Source organism: Streptomyces sp. NPDC055955 (assembly GCF_042270245.1).
Taxonomy (GTDB): Bacteria; Actinomycetota; Actinomycetes; order Streptomycetales; family Streptomycetaceae; genus Streptomyces.
Genome location: NZ_JBHJYS010000020.1, coordinates 113763 through 128125 on the forward strand (window position 1 = coordinate 113763; position 14363 = coordinate 128125).

Consider the following 14363-nt stretch of genomic DNA (forward strand, 5'->3'; position numbering starts at 1 on the left):
CCCCGTGCGCGCGGATCAGCCGGTGACGCCGAACCAGGTCGCCCTGGACTTCTTCCACTCCGGGTGCGTGAGGTCCTTGGCCTCGGTGCCGTCGCCGTAGAGGTCGGCGGAGCCGTCGTCGGTCAGGAGCTGCGCGCGGGCGCCGGACTGGCTCAGGTCGGGCACGCTCACCACGGCCTCCCAGCCACCGGGGTCGCTGGTCGGCAGGTCGATCCGCTTGACCGGCGCGTGTCCGGCCACGCCGTCCCACTGGTACAGGGCGTACGGGTCGGAGTTGTCGTCGGCGGCCCAGCTGCCGGCCACGATCAGGTACTGGTTCGCGGCGTTCTTACGGATGTCGCGTACGGAGAGACCGCCCAGGTCGAGCTCGACGGGTGTCCCGAACACGGGCTTCGTGCCGCTCGCGACGACCTTGTCGAAGTTGGTGACGGGCACGAGCAGCGCCTTGCCCCCTTCCTTCGGCGGCACGAGCGGCGCACGGAACCCGATGTAGGCGGTGGTGGTCGACCCGGGCGCGAATTCGAGGCCCTCGACGTTGAACCCGTCGATCTGCTTGGGCACCTGCCCGTCCGCGGTACCGGCAGCGAACCCGTATCGGTCCCCGTTCGCCTCGTCCCAGGCGACCAGGTCGTCCCGCAGCTTCTTGTACGCCTTGCCGTACGACAGCTGCGTGGAGGCCCCGCTGCCGCTCACGGCGGTCGTGAAGACCGTGTTCCGGGGCGACTTGTACTCGCCGTCCTTGTTGTTGCCGAGGGAGCCGGTCCAGTAGATCGTGTCGCCGACGCGCGTGGCGCCCTCGATGTCGACCTCCTTGGACACCCCGAGCTGCGAGCTGAAGTCCCAGGTCTTCACGGGTGCGCCGGAGAGCGAACCGTTGTAGAGGCGCAGGACGTTGGACTCGTCGTCGGCGACCAGGACGTAGCCGCCGCCCGCGTCGACGGCGGCGGACGCGTCACTGGAACCGGTGAAGTAGCGGGTGTCGGCGCCCTGTTGCACGGCGGCCGAGGCGGCGTAGTGCAGCGTCCTGGTGGCGGTCCTGCCGTCCACTCCGGTCACCTTGAGAGTGAGGTCGGTGTAGCCGCGGCCCTGCGCGGCGACGGACACCTGCCGGGTGGCGCCCGACCCGGTGACGGTGACGTTCCCCGTGCCGGCGACGGACGACTTGGTGCTCGCGGACGCGGCCACGGTCAGCGCCGACGCGTCGGCGCCGCTCTGGCCGACGGTGACGGTCACGACCGGGTCACCCGTGGCGCCGACCGCCCCGGAGACGTAGTCCGCGGAGAGCGCGATCGTCGGTGTCCCGTAACTCGCGGCGCCCGCAGGGCTGTTGAGCCCCGCGAGGGCCAGCGTGAGCACTCCGCCCGTGACGGCGGCGGCTCTGCGGCGGAACAGGGAAAGGGAGTGCTGCATGAGAGCCTCTCATCGGGGCGGGTGTCGACGAGAACCTTCGGCCACCCGGGCCAACTCCAGGCGTACGCCCCGCGTCGTGGGGGCGAACAGCAAACAGCACGGCCCCCCGTGCCGGGAGCACAGGGGGCCGTACAGATACGGCAGACCGGCGAGGACCGATCAGACGTTGAAGCCGAGCGCGCGCAACTGTTCGCGGCCCTCGTCGGTGATCTTGTCCGGGCCCCACGGCGGCATCCAGACCCAGTTGATCCGGAGCTCGTTCACGATGCCGTCGGTGGCCGACTTCGCCTGGTCCTCGATGACGTCGGTCAGCGGGCAGGCCGCGGACGTCAGCGTCATGTCGATCGTGGCGATGTTGGCGTCGTCGATGTGGATGCCGTAGATCAGGCCGAGGTTGACGACGTCGATGCCCAGCTCGGGGTCGACGACGTCGTAGAGGGCCTCGCGGACCTCTTCCTCGGACGCCGGCTTGGTGGTCACAGTCTCGCTCATGCCGTCTTCCTCTCCGCGCCGTCCAGCGCCTGGGCCGTCGCGTCCTTCCATGCCATCCAGCTCAGGAGGGCGCACTTCACACGGGCCGGGTACTTGGAGACACCGGCGAACGCGACCGCGTCCTCCAGCACCTCCTCCATCGCGTCGTCGGGCTCGATCCTGCCCCGCGACTGCATCAGCTCCAGAAAGGTCTCCTGGATCTTCTGCGCCTCGGCCAGGTCCTTGCCGACGAGCAGCTCGTTCAGAACAGAGGCCGAAGCCTGGCTGATCGAGCAGCCCTGGCCCTCGTACGAGACGTCACTGATCGTCGAGCCGTCGTACTTCACGCGCAGCGTGATCTCGTCGCCGCACGTCGGATTGACGTGGTGCACCTCGGCGTCGCCATCGCGCAGACCGCGCCCGTGCGGGTGCTTGTAGTGGTCCAGGATGACGTCCTGGTACATCGAATCCAGCTTCACGTTCCCAGCCAGCCCCTCAGCCGAAGAAGTTCCGTACGTGCTCCAGGCCGTCGATCAGCGCGTCGATCTCGCCGGGCGTGGAGTACAGATAGAACGACGCTCGCGTGGTCGCAGGAATTCCGTAGCGCAGGCAGACGGGGCGGGCGCAGTGGTGACCCACGCGGACCGCGATGCCTTCCTCGTCCAGGACCTGCCCCACGTCGTGCGGGTGGATGTCACCGAGCGTGAACGAGATCGCGGCGCCGCGGTCCTCGGCCGTGGTGGGGCCGATGATCCGCAGGTCCGGGACCTCGAGCAGCCGCTTCACCGCGTACTCGGTGATCGCGTGCTCATGCTGGGCGATCTTGTCCATGCCGATCGAGGTCAGATAGTCCACGGCCGCGCCGAGGCCGACGGCCTGGGCGATCGGGGGCGTACCCGCCTCGAACTTGTGCGGCGCCGGCGCGTACGTCGACGAGTGCATGGAGACGGTCTCGATCATCTCGCCGCCGCCCAGGAAGGGCGGCAGGTCCTCGAGGAGCTCCTGGCGTCCCCACAGGACGCCGATGCCCGTCGGGCCGCACATCTTGTGGCCGGTGAAGGCCACGAAGTCGGCCTGCAGCGCCTGCACGTCGAGCACCATGTGCGGCGCGGCCTGGGACGCGTCGATGAGGACGAGGGCGCCGACCTCCTGGGCGCGGCGCACTATGGCCTCGACCGGGTTGAGGGTGCCCAGGATGTTCGAGACGAGGACGAACGAGACGATCTTCGTCTTCTCGGTGATGATCTCGTCGATGTTGGAGAGGTCGAGGCGGCCGTCGTCGGTCAGCCCGAACCACCGCAGCTTCGCGCCGGTGCGCTGCGAGAGCAGCTGCCACGGCACGATGTTGGAGTGGTGCTCCATCTCCGTGATGACGATCTCGGTCTCGTGGTCCACGCGGTAGGGCTCGTCGGCCCAGCCCAGCATGTTCGCCACGAGGTTGAGCGACTCGGAGGCGTTCTTGGTGAAGATGACCTCGTCGCGGCTCGGCGCGTTGATGAAGGCCGCGACCTTGTCACGCGCACCTTCGTACAGCGCCGTGGCCTCCTCGGCGAGCACGTGCACGCCCCGGTGGACGTTGGCGTTGTGCTGTTCGTAGTACTCACTGAGCGTGTCGATGACCTGGCGCGGCGTCTGCGAGGTCGCCGCGTTGTCCAGGTACACGAGCTTCTTGCCGTCGTGAAGTACCCGGTCGAGGATCGGGAAGTCCTTGCGGATCGCCTCGGTGTCGAGGAGGCCCGGCAGCTGTGTCACGCGGATGCGCCGCCCTTCGTGTATGCCTCGTAGCCCTCGGCCTCGAGCTTGTCGGCGAGCTCGGGGCCGCCGGACTCGACGATCCTGCCCTGCGAGAAGACATGGACGAAGTCCGGCTTGATGTAGCGCAGGATGCGCGTGTAGTGCGTGATCAGCAGGGTGCCGACCTCGCCGGTCTCGCGGACGCGGTTGACGCCCTCGGAGACCTGGCGCAGCGCGTCGACGTCGAGGCCGGAGTCGGTCTCGTCGAGGATCGCGATCTTCGGCTTGAGAAGCTCCATCTGGAGGATCTCGTGGCGCTTCTTCTCACCGCCGGAGAAGCCCTCGTTCACGTTGCGCTCGGCGAAGGCAGGGTCCATCTGGAGCTGCTCCATCGCGGTCTTGACCTCCTTGACCCACGTGCGCAGCTTGGGGGCCTCGCCGCGGATCGCGGTGGCCGAGGTGCGCAGGAAGTTGGAGACCGAGACACCGGGGACCTCGACCGGGTACTGCATGGCGAGGAACATGCCGGCGCGGGCGCGCTCGTCGACGGACATCTCGAGGACGTCCTCGCCGTCGAGGGTGACGGTGCCCTGGGTGATCGTGTACTTGGGGTGACCCGCGATGGAGTAGGCGAGGGTCGACTTGCCGGAGCCGTTCGGGCCCATGATGGCGTGCGTCTCGCCCTGCTTCACGGTCAGGTCGACGCCCTTGAGGATCTCCTTGGTGGAGTTGTCGGCCTCGACGGTGACGTGCAGGTCCTTGATTTCAAGCGTTGCCATGGGTGCCTCAGGACTCCTGGGAGAGGGAGACGAGCACGTCGTCCCCTTCGATCTTTACGGGGTAAACGGGGACGGGGCGCGTCGCGGGAAGGCCGGACGGCTTGCCGGTGCGGAGGTCGAACGCGGAGCCGTGCAGCCAGCACTCGATCTGGCAGTCCTCCACCTCGCCCTCGGAGAGCGACACGTTCGCGTGCGAGCAGATGTCGTTGATCGCGAACACCTCGCCCTCGGTGAAGACGACCGAGACCGGCGTGCCGTCGAGTTCCACCCGCTTCGGGGTGTCCTCCTCCAGCTCGCTCAATCCGCAGGCCCGAGTGAACCGGGCACGGTCGAAGGCCATCAGACGGAAGCCTCCAGCTCGGCCTCGATCTTGGCGAGCAGGCGCTCCTGGACGTCCGGCAGACCGATCTGCTGGACGAGCTCGGCGAAGAAGCCGCGGACCACGAGGCGACGGGCCTCGTCGGCCGGGATACCGCGCGAGCGCAGGTAGAAGAGCTGCTCGTCGTCGAAGCGGCCGGTCGCCGAGGCGTGGCCCGCGCCGACGATCTCGCCGGTCTCGATCTCCAGGTTCGGGACCGAGTCCACGCGGGCGCCGTCGGTCAGAACCAGGTTGCGGTTCATCTCGTACGTGTCGGTGCCCTCGGCGGTGGCCTCGATGAGGACGTCGCCGATCCAGACCGCGTGGGCGTCCTGGCCCTGGAGCGCGCCCTTGTAGACGACGTTCGACTTGCAGTGCGGGGCCTCGTGGTCGACGAGGAGGCGGTGCTCCTGGTGCTGGCCCTCGTCGGTGAAGTACAGGCCGAGGAGCTCGGCCTCGCCGCCGGTGCTCGCGTAGTTGACACGCGGGTGCAGGCGGACGAGGTCACCGCCGAAGGTGACGACGACGGACTTGAAGGAGGCGTCGCGGCCGACGAGCGCGTTGTGCTGCGCGACGTGGACGGCCTTCTCGTCCCAGTCCTGGACGGAGACGACGGTCAGCTTGGCGCCGTCGCCCAGGATGTAGTCGACGTTGGCGGCGAGCACCGCGTCACCGGTGTGGTCGATGACCACGACGGCCTCGGCGAACGCGCCGAGCTCGATGACCTGGTGCGCGAAGGCGGTGCCGCCCTCGCCGTGCACGGCGATGCGGATGGGCTCGGTGAGCACCGTCTCCTTGGGGACGGACACGACCGAGGCCTTCTCGAAGGACGAGAACGCCTGGGCGGCGACCCGGTCCACCGGCTTGCCGGCCTTGCCGACGCGGGCGTCGTCACGCCCGACGGTCTCCTGGGTGACGCCCGCGGGGGCGCTCACCTCGACGCGCAGGCCGCCCTGGGCGACCGCCGTCCCGTCGTGCAGGCCGCGCAGCCGCTCGAGCGGCGTGAACCGCCACTCCTCCTCACGGCCGTGCGGGACGGGGAAGTCCGCGACGTCGAAGGAAGGGGGCGCACTCATGCGCGTGGCGACGGTCGACTCTGCGGCCACCGCGATCGAGCCGGCGGTCGTGGACCCCGCCGCCGGGATGTTCTGAGCCTCAGCCATGGCTGTCGTAGTGCTCTCTTTCTCAGTTCAAGACGTGTGCTGACGGACGGGCTTGCGGCGTTAGCCGACGGCGCCTTCCATCTGCAGCTCGATCAGCCGGTTGAGCTCGAGGGCGTACTCCATCGGCAGCTCCTTCGCGATCGGCTCGACGAAGCCGCGCACGATCATCGCCATCGCCTCGAACTCCGTCATACCGCGGCTCATCAGGTAGAAGAGCTGGTCGTCGGAGACCTTGGAGACCGTCGCCTCGTGGCCCATGGACACGTCGTCCTCGCGGACGTCGACGTACGGGTACGTGTCGGAGCGGGAGATCGTGTCGACGAGCAGCGCGTCGCACAGCACGTTCGACTTGGAGCCGGCGGCACCCTCACCGATCTCGACCAGACCGCGGTACGAAGTACGGCCGCCACCACGGGCCACCGACTTCGACACGATGTTGGAGGAGGTGTTGGGCGCCATGTGGACCATCTTGGACCCGGCGTCCTGGTGCTGCCCCTCGCCGGCGAAGGCGATGGAGAGGGTCTCGCCCTTGGCGTGCTCGCCCATCAGGTAGACGGCCGGGTACTTCATGGTGACCTTGGAGCCGATGTTGCCGTCGATCCACTCCATGGTCGCGCCCTCGTACGCCACGGCGCGCTTGGTGACCAGGTTGTAGACGTTGTTCGACCAGTTCTGGATGGTCGTGTAACGGCAGCGGGCGCCCTTCTTCACGATGATCTCGACCACCGCGGAGTGCAGGGAGTCCGACTGGTAGATCGGCGCCGTGCAGCCCTCGACGTAGTGGACGTAGGCGTCCTCGTCGACGATGATCAGCGTCCGCTCGAACTGGCCCATGTTCTCCGTGTTGATACGGAAGTAGGCCTGGAGCGGGATCTCGACGTGTACGCCCTTGGGGACGTAGATGAAGGATCCGCCGGACCACACGGCCGTGTTCAGCGACGCGAACTTGTTGTCGCCGACCGGGATGACCGTGCCGAAGTACTCCTTGAAGAGCTCGGGGTGCTCCTTCAGGGCCGTGTCGGTGTCCAGGAAGATGACGCCCTGCTCCTCCAGGTCCTCGCGGATCTGGTGGTAGACGACCTCGGACTCGTACTGGGCCGCGACACCGGCGACGAGGCGCTGCTTCTCCGCCTCGGGGATGCCGAGCTTGTCGTACGTGTTCTTGATGTCCTCGGGCAGGTCCTCCCAGGACTGGGCCTGCTTCTCGGTGGACCGCACGAAGTACTTGATGTTGTCGAAGTCGATGCCCGACAGGTCCGAGCCCCAGTTCGGCATGGGCTTCTTGTCGAAGAGGCGCAGGCCCTTGAGGCGGAGCTTGGTCATCCACTCCGGCTCGGACTTCTTGGCCGAGATGTCGCGGACGACGTCCTCGTTGATGCCCCGCTTGGCAGAGGCACCGGCGGCGTCGGAGTCGGCCCAGCCGTATTCGTACTTGCCCAGACCCTCGAGCTCGGGGTGGGCAGTCTCCTCGATGGGGAGCGTCATGCGGGGTTCCTCCCGGCGGTGCTTGCGGATGCGTTTGTGTCGTTTTGTGGGGCGGTGGTCTTGGGTGCGATCTTCGGGATGAAGGTCGTGCACACCCCGTCGCCGTGGGCGATGGTGGCCAGCCGCTGCACATGTGTGCCGAGCAACTGGGAGAAGATCTCGGTCTCCGCCTCACACAGCTGCGGGAACTGCTCGGCGACGTGTGCGACCGGGCAGTGGTGCTGACACAGCTGCTCGCCGACCGGTGCGCTTCGCGCCGTAGCAGCGTACCCGTCGGCGCTCAGGGCCTTGGCGAGGGCTTCCGTACGCTCCTCGGGGGCGGCGGACTCGACGGCCGCCCGGTACGCCCCGGCCTGCTCGGCGATCCTGGCGCGGGCGAAGGCGATGACGGCTTCCTCCCCGCCCTCGCGCTGCGCGATCCAGCGCAGGGCGTCGGCGGCGAGCGTGTCGTAGGACTGGTCGAAGGCGTCCCGGCCGCAGTCCGTCAGGGCGAACACCTTGGCGGGACGGCCGCGCGTACGGGCTCCGTAGATCTTCTGTTCACGTGCTTCGACGACCTCGTCGGCAGCCAGCGCGTCCAGGTGGCGGCGCACGGCGGCCTGGGTGAGACCGAGGCGGCCGGCCAGATCGGCGACGGTGGACGGGCCGTGGTCCAGGATGGAGCGGGCGACCCGGTTGCGCGTCGAGCGCTCACCGGTCGCGATCTCCTCCTGCGGGGCCCCCTGGGGAGCCTCCTGAGCCTCGCCGACGTATTTCACAACGCCATTGTTGCGTAATTCCTCAAGGCCTGACAAGCGGGGCCCTGGATGATCTCCGGTGCCCTGCGTCACTTAGGCATACCTAAGGTGACCTGCGGAAACGATCTTTGATCGATCAGATCGGCGGGCCTCACCACGCCTCTGCGGGGAGACCGGGGACCCTGCCCGCACCCCCTCCCACCGGCCCGTTCGCCCCCCGGCACCGGCCTCACCGTCCACCGCCGCCCGGGTGAACGCGGACGGGCCCGCCCCTGACCGGCGCGGGCCCGTGGTGAGCTGCGGATGATCAGGGCACCTGCGTCAGATACGGACCGTCGGGCAGGCGGGCGGGAACACGTGACGGGCCTACTCGGCGGCCGGTACCGATGATCGAAGCCCGGGCACGGGCGGCGGTCTCGCCCCCGCCCGGCCGCCTCCGGGTCGCCCGCTTCCCCACGACCGCCCTGCCGGGCCCGGTGCCCCGGACCGCTTTCGGCCCGTCGACACCGGCCCGGCAGGGTCCGGCGGCCCCGTACCGCGAGCGTCCGGCCGGCCCGTGGTGACAGTCGCCATGCCGTGACCTCGCCACCCGTTCCGCCCGCTTCCGCCCCGCCCGGCCGCCACCGCCGGACGGTCCCTAGACTTGCGCACCATGACAAGCGAGCCCGTCGTCCACCTCACCGGTCTGGTGAAGCGGTACGGAACGAAGACCGCGGTCGACGGCCTCGACCTCACGGCAGCCCCCGGCATCACCGCCGTCCTCGGCCCCAACGGCGCCGGCAAGACGACCACCGTCGAGATCTGCGAGGGCTACCGCAGGCCGGACTCCGGCACCGCCCGCATCCTCGGCCTCGACCCGGTCAGGCAGGCCGCGCAGCTGCGGCCCCGCCTCGGCGTGATGCTCCAGTCCGGTGGCGTCTACTCCGGCGCCCGCGCCGACGAGATGCTCCGCCACATCGCGAAGCTGCACGCCCACCCGCTGGACGTGGACGCCCTGATCGAACGCCTGGGCCTGGGCAGCTGCGGCCGCACCGGCTACCGGCGCCTGTCCGGTGGCCAGCAGCAGCGCCTCGCGCTCGCCATGGCCGTGGTCGGCCGCCCCGAACTGGTCTTCCTCGACGAGCCGACCGCGGGCCTCGACCCGCAGGCCCGCCGCGCCACCTGGGACCTGGTCGGGGACCTGCGGGCGGACGGCGTCTCGGTCATCCTCACCACGCACCACATGGACGAGGCGGAGCAGCTCGCCGACGACGTGGCGATCGTCGACGCGGGCCGGGTCATCGCGCAGGGCTCCCCGGAGGAGCTGTGCCGCGGCGGCGCGGAGAACACGCTCCGCTTCACCGGCCGCCCCGGCCTCGACGTGGCCTCCCTCCTCAAGGCGCTGCCCGCCGACTCCGCCGCGGCCGAGCTCACCCCGGGCTCCTACCGGGTGAGCGGCAGGATCGACCCGCAGCTCCTGGCCACGGTCACCTCCTGGTGTGCCCAGCACGGCGTGATGCCGGACCGCATCGCCGTCGAGCGTCACACCCTCGAAGACGTATTCCTGGAACTGACCGGGCGGGAGCTGCGCGGATGAGCAGGACCGATGCGCCCCCACCGGCCGGGGGTCCGGGGGTCGCCCCCGCAACGACACAGCCTGGAACCGACCGGACGGGAGCTGCGCGGATGAGCACGGCCCAGCAGGAAACCACGCGGACGAGCGCCGGCACGTACACACCGAGCCCGGGGGCCGCCCCGCTGACCCGCATGATCGCGGCACAGGCGGCGCTCGAGACGAAGATGCTGCTCCGCAACGGCGAGCAGCTCCTCCTCACCGTGGTCATCCCCACCCTCCTCCTGGTCCTGTTCTCCTCGGTCGACATCGTCGACACGGGTGAGGGCGAGGCGGTCGACTTCCTCGCCCCCGGCATCCTCGCGCTCGCCGTCATGTCCACGGCGTTCACGGGACAGGCCATCGCGACCGGCTTCGAGCGGCGCTACGGCGTCCTCAAGCGGCTCGCCGCCTCACCCCTGCCGCGCTGGGCACTGATGACGGCCAAAACGCTGTCCGTGCTGGTCACCGAGGTCCTCCAGGTGGTCCTCCTCACGGTCATCGCGCTGGCCCTCGGCTGGTCGCCGCACGGCAACCCGCTCGCGGTCCTGCTCCTGCTCGTCCTCGGCACGGCAGCGTTCTCCGGGCTCGGCCTGCTGATGGCGGGCACGCTCAAGGCGGAGGCGACACTGGCCGCCGCGAATCTGGTCTTCCTGCTCCTGCTCGTCGGCGGCGGCGTCATCGTGCCGCTCGACAAGTTCCCGGAGGCGGCCCAGTCCGTCCTCGGCCTGCTGCCGATCTCGGCGCTCTCCGACGGGCTGCGGGACGTCCTCCAGCACGGCGCGGCGATGCCGTGGGGCGACCTCGGGATCCTCGCGGTCTGGGCGGTCCTCGGCCTGGGCGCCGCGGCGCGCTTCTTCCGCTGGGAGTAGCCCGTACGGAACGTGCGGGGCGTCACAATCGTCCCGGATCGGCCCCCTCGTGAAGGCATGCACAAGCGGCGCCCTACGATGGGGCCCGTGCCAAACGTGACCCCGGCCGACGCCGCCCAAGCCGTGCGCAACCCGCTCGCCTTCATCGCCGAGCGCTGGACCCCCGCTCAGCGGACCGTCCGGCGCGCCGCGCTCTCCGCCGTCGTGATGACGGTGGTCATCGTGGTCACCGGCGGCGCGGTGCGCCTGACCGGCTCGGGCCTCGGCTGCCCGACGTGGCCCAAGTGCACCGACCAGTCCCTCACCGCGACGAGCGAGATGGGCTTCCACGGAGCCATCGAGTTCGGCAACCGCATGCTGACGTACGTCCTGTGCGCCGCGGTCGGCTGGGCGATCATCGCCGCCCGTTCGCAGAAGCCGTGGCGGCGCGGCCTCACCCGGCTCGGCTGGGCCCAGTTCTGGCTCGTCATGGGCAACGCCGTCCTCGGCGGCATCGTCGTCCTCGTCGGCCTCAACCCGTACACGGTCGCGGCCCACTTCCTGCTGTCCACCGCGCTGATCGCGGTCGCCACGGTGATGTGGCAGCGCACCCGTGAGGGTGACGCCGAGCCGCGTCCCCTCGTCGGCAAGGCGGTCCGGCAGCTCGTCTGGATCCTCACGGCGGCCACGGTGGCGCTGATCATGGTCGGCACGGTGGTGACGGGCTCGGGCCCGCACGCCGGTGACTCCAGCGACGTGGCGCGGATGCCGCTCGACTGGGAGACCATCAGCAAGGCGCACGCCGTCCTGGCGTGGATCGTGGTGACACTGACGTTCGCCCTGTGGTTCGTCCTCAAGGCCGTCGACGCCCCCAAGGGCCCCCTGCACCGCACCCGCGACCTGTTCCTCGTGCTGCTCGCGCAGGGCGTCATCGGCTACGTCCAGTACTTCACCGACCTGCCCGAGATCCTCGTCGGCCTGCACATGCTGGGCTCGGCCCTGGTGTGGATCGCGGTCCTGCGGGTCCTGCTGTCGCTGCGGGAGCGCCCGCTGGGCACCGCGGAGGTCCCGGCCCAGGCGGACCCGGCCCTCTCCAGGGTCTGAACCGAACAACCCGTGGCCCGGGTCAGCCGCCCCGTGCGGCGCCCGTGCCGCTGAGGCCGTAGACCCGGTGGGCCGTCGCCGACCCGATCATCCTGGCGACCCGCTGCGCGTCCGCGAGCGACCACGCGCCGTCCGCGACCCAGCCGCCGAGCACCCGCCCGAGCGCCTCGCGGAACAGCCGCGCCCCCACCACATGCAGCTCCGGCAGGCCGTGCGCGCCGCTGGAGAACAGCAGCTTGCCGAACGGGGCGAGTTCGAGGATCTCCGCGAGTACGGCCGCCGCGCGGGCCCCGGTACGGGCGAGCGCCGGGCCGAGGTCCGCGTACACGTGCGGGAAGACTCCGGCGAGGTGCGCCGCGTGCCGGTGGTACGGGTAGCCGTGCAGCAGGACCAGGTCCGTGCCGAGTCCCGCCGTGGCGCGGGCGAAGTCGGTGAGCAGGACCGGGTCGGTGCGGTCGAGGCGCAGGCCGGGTTCGCCGAGGCCCGCGTGGAGTTGCAGCGGCCGGCCCGAGGCCACCGCGATCCACAGAAGGTGACGCAGGAGCACGGGGTCGGTGAGGGGTCCGCCGACGCGGCGGGCGGCGAGCCAGCGCCCCGCGGCACCCCGTACCTCGCCGGGTCCCGGCGGTTGTGGCGCGAGCGCGAGGCCGTGCCGTACGCCCGCCACGGAGGTGAAGGCGACCGCGTTCGCGGCGGCGGCGTGCACGGACTCGGCGAGGTTGGCGAGGAACGACTCCACGGTGCCCGAGGTGTCGGCGATCTGCTCGGCGAGCAGTTCGAGGCGGACGATCTCGTGCGCGTCCGCGTCGCCGGCCGAGGCCATCTCGCGCGGCCCGGTGAGGTCGCCCGGCAGTCCCGTGTCGACCAGATACGTGGTGATGCCGCTGCCCCGCAGCAGCCTGCGGCCCGACTCCACGACGCCCAGCTCGCGGCGGCGCGCGAGGTAGCGGGCGGGTGGGCAGTGCGGCTCGAGACCGAGGAGCGGCGGACACCAGCGGCGGACGGCGAAGCCGGTCTGGGTGTCGAAGAAGGTGGTGCCGGGGGCGGGCGGGCGGTCGCCCCGGCCGAGATGGGCCTCGAACGTGCCGAGGCCGAGCTCCGTGCGCAGGACCCCGTGGCAGTACTGGTCCACGAGGGACGGCGTATCGATCATCCGGGCTCCCGTAGACGGACCGTGCTTCTACGGTCCTAACGGGTGCAACCCGCGTCAGGTGTTGGTCTCGTACACCTGACGCATTGGCGGGGCGGCTACTTGTTGCTCGGGCCGCCCACCTGGATGCCCGCCATGCGGGTCCACTCGTACGGTCCGGTCTTCACCTTGGCGGCCATTTCGCCGTCGAAGTCCTCGCGGACGGTGATGCCGGCCTTCTCGACGGCCTTGCGGGCGATGGCGTCGGAAGGTGCCACGAGGTTGCCCCAGCCGCCGTCCTCGCCGACGAGCGCGATGCGCGTGCCGCGCTCCCCGAGGTACGCGAGCTGCCCCTCGGCGCCGCCGTGCTGCTTGGCGAACGTCCCGATCTCCCGGGCGAGCCGGGCGGCCCTGCGCTCGTCCTTCGCCGACTGCATCGCGTCGTCAACCGCTTGAGTGTCTGCCATGGACAGGATGCTACTGACAGGTAGATCAACTCGCGACGGGCGGGGGGCGTGGCCTTGGCCACTCCCCCCGCCCGTCGGCGAGGTTGCTGGGTGGATCAGCGCAGGAAGGGGTCCACCGCGACCGCCACGAAGAGGATCGAGACGTAGGTGATCGACCAGTGGAACAGGCGCATCTCCTTGAGCTTCGCGCCCGCCACCTCGGCCTTGGCGCGGTTCTGCAGCCCGTGCGCCTCCCACAGCCAGAACCCGCCGGCCAGCAGGGCGACCGCGGTGTAGAACCAGCCGGTGTAGCCGAGCGGCGTCAGGAGCAGGGAGACGGCGACCATCACCCAGCTGTAGATGACGATCTGCTTCGCGACCACCTTGTTGGAGGCGATGACGGGCAGCATCGGCACGCCGACGCGCGCGTAGTCGTCCTTGACCTTCATGGACAGCGGCCAGTAGTGCGGCGGCGTCCAGAAGAACATGACGAGGAAGAGGATGACCGGGGCCCACGACATCGAGTTCGTGACCGAGGACCAGCCGATGAGGACCGGCAGGCAGCCGGCGATGCCGCCCCAGACGATGTTCTGCGACGTGCGGCGCTTCAGGATCATCGTGTAGACGACCACATAGAAGAGGAGCGCACCGAGCGAGAGCCAGGCCGACAGCCAGTTGACGGTCAGCCCGAACAGCAGCGTGGAGATGACCGCGAGGGCGATGCCGAAGGCGAGACACTCCCGGGGGCTGACCATTCCGGTGACCAGTGGACGCTGCGACGTGCGCTCCATGAGCGCGTCGATGTCACGGTCGATGTACATGTTCAGCGCGTTGGCGCCACCCGCGGAGAGGTAGCCGCCGAGGCAGGTGAGGAACACCAGCTTCAGGTCGGGCACACCCTGCTGCGCGAGGAACATGACCGGAACCGTGGTGATCAGCAGCAGTTCGATGATCCGCGGCTTGGTCAGCGCCACGAATGCCTTGACCCGGGCCCCGAACGGCCGTTGGCTCGGGCTGATGCTCGTCCCGAGTTGCCCCGCTGGACGGGATTCGACGGCCGTCACGCACACCCCTGACAGAGACTCCCAGCAAGCCCCCGGATGTG

General features: G+C 69.9%; 15 protein-coding genes. 3 read left to right on the forward strand and 12 right to left on the reverse strand.

Features of this window, described 5'->3' with window-relative positions; translation table 11 throughout:
• Positions 1 to 15 precede the first annotated feature (15 nt).
• From ACFC96_RS32985 to ACFC96_RS33025, 9 genes are all read right to left on the reverse strand, one after another.
• A complete protein-coding gene (locus ACFC96_RS32985) occupies positions 16 to 1410 on the reverse strand; it encodes a hypothetical protein (RefSeq protein WP_376615627.1) in 1395 nt (464 codons plus the stop codon).
• Positions 1411 to 1569: 159 nt separating this feature from the next.
• Positions 1570 to 1902, reverse strand: coding sequence for a metal-sulfur cluster assembly factor (locus ACFC96_RS32990; protein ID WP_100592412.1), 333 nt, complete (start codon positions 1900 to 1902; stop codon positions 1570 to 1572).
• Positions 1899 to 2360: a Fe-S cluster assembly sulfur transfer protein SufU gene (gene sufU / locus ACFC96_RS32995; protein ID WP_100592411.1), complete on the reverse strand. Its 462-nt coding sequence runs from the start codon at positions 2358 to 2360 to the stop codon at positions 1899 to 1901. The genes ACFC96_RS32990 and sufU overlap by 4 nt, the downstream gene beginning before the upstream one ends.
• Before the next feature lie 16 nt (positions 2361 to 2376).
• Entirely contained in the window at positions 2377 to 3633 is a 1257-nt protein-coding gene (locus tag ACFC96_RS33000; protein WP_100592410.1) for a cysteine desulfurase, read from the reverse strand.
• Complete coding sequence (gene sufC, locus ACFC96_RS33005; protein ID WP_100592409.1) at positions 3630 to 4394, reverse strand: Fe-S cluster assembly ATPase SufC; 765 nt, start codon at positions 4392 to 4394, stop codon at positions 3630 to 3632. The genes ACFC96_RS33000 and sufC overlap by 4 nt, the downstream gene beginning before the upstream one ends.
• A gap of 7 nt (positions 4395 to 4401) precedes the next feature.
• Positions 4402 to 4734, reverse strand: a complete 333-nt coding sequence (locus ACFC96_RS33010) for a non-heme iron oxygenase ferredoxin subunit (RefSeq protein ID WP_340460933.1) — start codon at positions 4732 to 4734, stop codon at positions 4402 to 4404.
• Positions 4734 to 5915 carry a Fe-S cluster assembly protein SufD gene (gene sufD / locus ACFC96_RS33015; RefSeq protein ID WP_376258360.1) on the reverse strand — a complete coding sequence of 394 codons (1182 nt, stop codon included), beginning with the start codon at positions 5913 to 5915 and terminating at the stop codon, positions 4734 to 4736. Before sufD ends, ACFC96_RS33010 begins: the two co-directional genes overlap by 1 nt.
• A gap of 60 nt (positions 5916 to 5975) precedes the next feature.
• On the reverse strand, positions 5976 to 7400 hold the full coding sequence (sufB, locus tag ACFC96_RS33020) for a Fe-S cluster assembly protein SufB (protein WP_227294060.1): 1425 nt from the start codon (positions 7398 to 7400) through the stop codon (positions 5976 to 5978).
• Positions 7397 to 8158 carry a helix-turn-helix transcriptional regulator gene (locus tag ACFC96_RS33025; protein WP_376258362.1) on the reverse strand — a complete coding sequence of 254 codons (762 nt, stop codon included), beginning with the start codon at positions 8156 to 8158 and terminating at the stop codon, positions 7397 to 7399. Before ACFC96_RS33025 ends, sufB begins: the two co-directional genes overlap by 4 nt.
• Positions 8159 to 8789: 631 nt before the next feature.
• Here ACFC96_RS33025 and ACFC96_RS33030 point away from each other — a divergent pair.
• From ACFC96_RS33030 to ACFC96_RS33040, 3 genes are all read left to right on the forward strand, one after another.
• A complete protein-coding gene (locus ACFC96_RS33030) occupies positions 8790 to 9713 on the forward strand; it encodes an ABC transporter ATP-binding protein (protein ID WP_376227162.1) in 924 nt (307 codons plus the stop codon).
• 89 nt (positions 9714 to 9802) lie between these two features.
• Positions 9803 to 10600 carry an ABC transporter permease gene (locus ACFC96_RS33035; protein ID WP_376258366.1) on the forward strand — a complete coding sequence of 266 codons (798 nt, stop codon included), beginning with the start codon at positions 9803 to 9805 and terminating at the stop codon, positions 10598 to 10600.
• A 78-nt stretch (positions 10601 to 10678) separates the two neighbouring features.
• Positions 10679 to 11683, forward strand: coding sequence for a heme A synthase (locus ACFC96_RS33040; protein ID WP_376258368.1), 1005 nt, complete (start codon positions 10679 to 10681; stop codon positions 11681 to 11683).
• A gap of 22 nt (positions 11684 to 11705) precedes the next feature.
• Here the strand turns inward: ACFC96_RS33040 and ACFC96_RS33045 are convergent, their stop codons facing one another.
• From ACFC96_RS33045 to ACFC96_RS33055, 3 genes are all read right to left on the reverse strand, one after another.
• Positions 11706 to 12836, reverse strand: a complete 1131-nt coding sequence (locus tag ACFC96_RS33045; RefSeq protein WP_376258370.1) for an amidohydrolase family protein — start codon at positions 12834 to 12836, stop codon at positions 11706 to 11708.
• Positions 12837 to 12931: 95 nt separating this feature from the next.
• The gene (locus tag ACFC96_RS33050) at positions 12932 to 13279 is read right to left on the reverse strand and encodes a hypothetical protein (protein WP_376615628.1); all 348 of its coding nucleotides are present in this window, start codon (positions 13277 to 13279) and stop codon (positions 12932 to 12934) included.
• Between the two features lie 95 nt (positions 13280 to 13374).
• Entirely contained in the window at positions 13375 to 14328 is a 954-nt protein-coding gene (locus ACFC96_RS33055; RefSeq protein WP_376258374.1) for a heme o synthase, read from the reverse strand.
• Between the last annotated feature and the right edge of the window lie 35 nt (positions 14329 to 14363).

What these genes read in the sequence shown, in the direction of transcription:
- ACFC96_RS32990 (WP_100592412.1), bottom strand. Translation starts at nt 1,902, where the DNA reads ATGAGCGAGACTGTGACCACCAAGCCGGCGTCCGAGGAAGAGGTCCGC.
- ACFC96_RS33035 (WP_376258366.1), top strand. Translation starts at nt 9,803, where the DNA reads ATGAGCACGGCCCAGCAGGAAACCACGCGGACGAGCGCCGGCACGTAC.
- sufB (WP_227294060.1), bottom strand. Translation starts at nt 7,400, where the DNA reads ATGACGCTCCCCATCGAGGAGACTGCCCACCCCGAGCTCGAGGGTCTG.
- ACFC96_RS33040 (WP_376258368.1), top strand. Translation starts at nt 10,679, where the DNA reads ATGGGGCCCGTGCCAAACGTGACCCCGGCCGACGCCGCCCAAGCCGTG.
- ACFC96_RS33045 (WP_376258370.1), bottom strand. Translation starts at nt 12,836, where the DNA reads ATGATCGATACGCCGTCCCTCGTGGACCAGTACTGCCACGGGGTCCTG.
- sufD (WP_376258360.1), bottom strand. Translation starts at nt 5,915, where the DNA reads ATGGCTGAGGCTCAGAACATCCCGGCGGCGGGGTCCACGACCGCCGGC.
- ACFC96_RS33010 (WP_340460933.1), bottom strand. Translation starts at nt 4,734, where the DNA reads ATGGCCTTCGACCGTGCCCGGTTCACTCGGGCCTGCGGATTGAGCGAG.
- sufC (WP_100592409.1), bottom strand. Translation starts at nt 4,394, where the DNA reads ATGGCAACGCTTGAAATCAAGGACCTGCACGTCACCGTCGAGGCCGAC.
- ACFC96_RS33030 (WP_376227162.1), top strand. Translation starts at nt 8,790, where the DNA reads ATGACAAGCGAGCCCGTCGTCCACCTCACCGGTCTGGTGAAGCGGTAC.
- ACFC96_RS33050 (WP_376615628.1), bottom strand. Translation starts at nt 13,279, where the DNA reads ATGGCAGACACTCAAGCGGTTGACGACGCGATGCAGTCGGCGAAGGAC.
- ACFC96_RS32985 (WP_376615627.1), bottom strand. Translation starts at nt 1,410, where the DNA reads ATGCAGCACTCCCTTTCCCTGTTCCGCCGCAGAGCCGCCGCCGTCACG.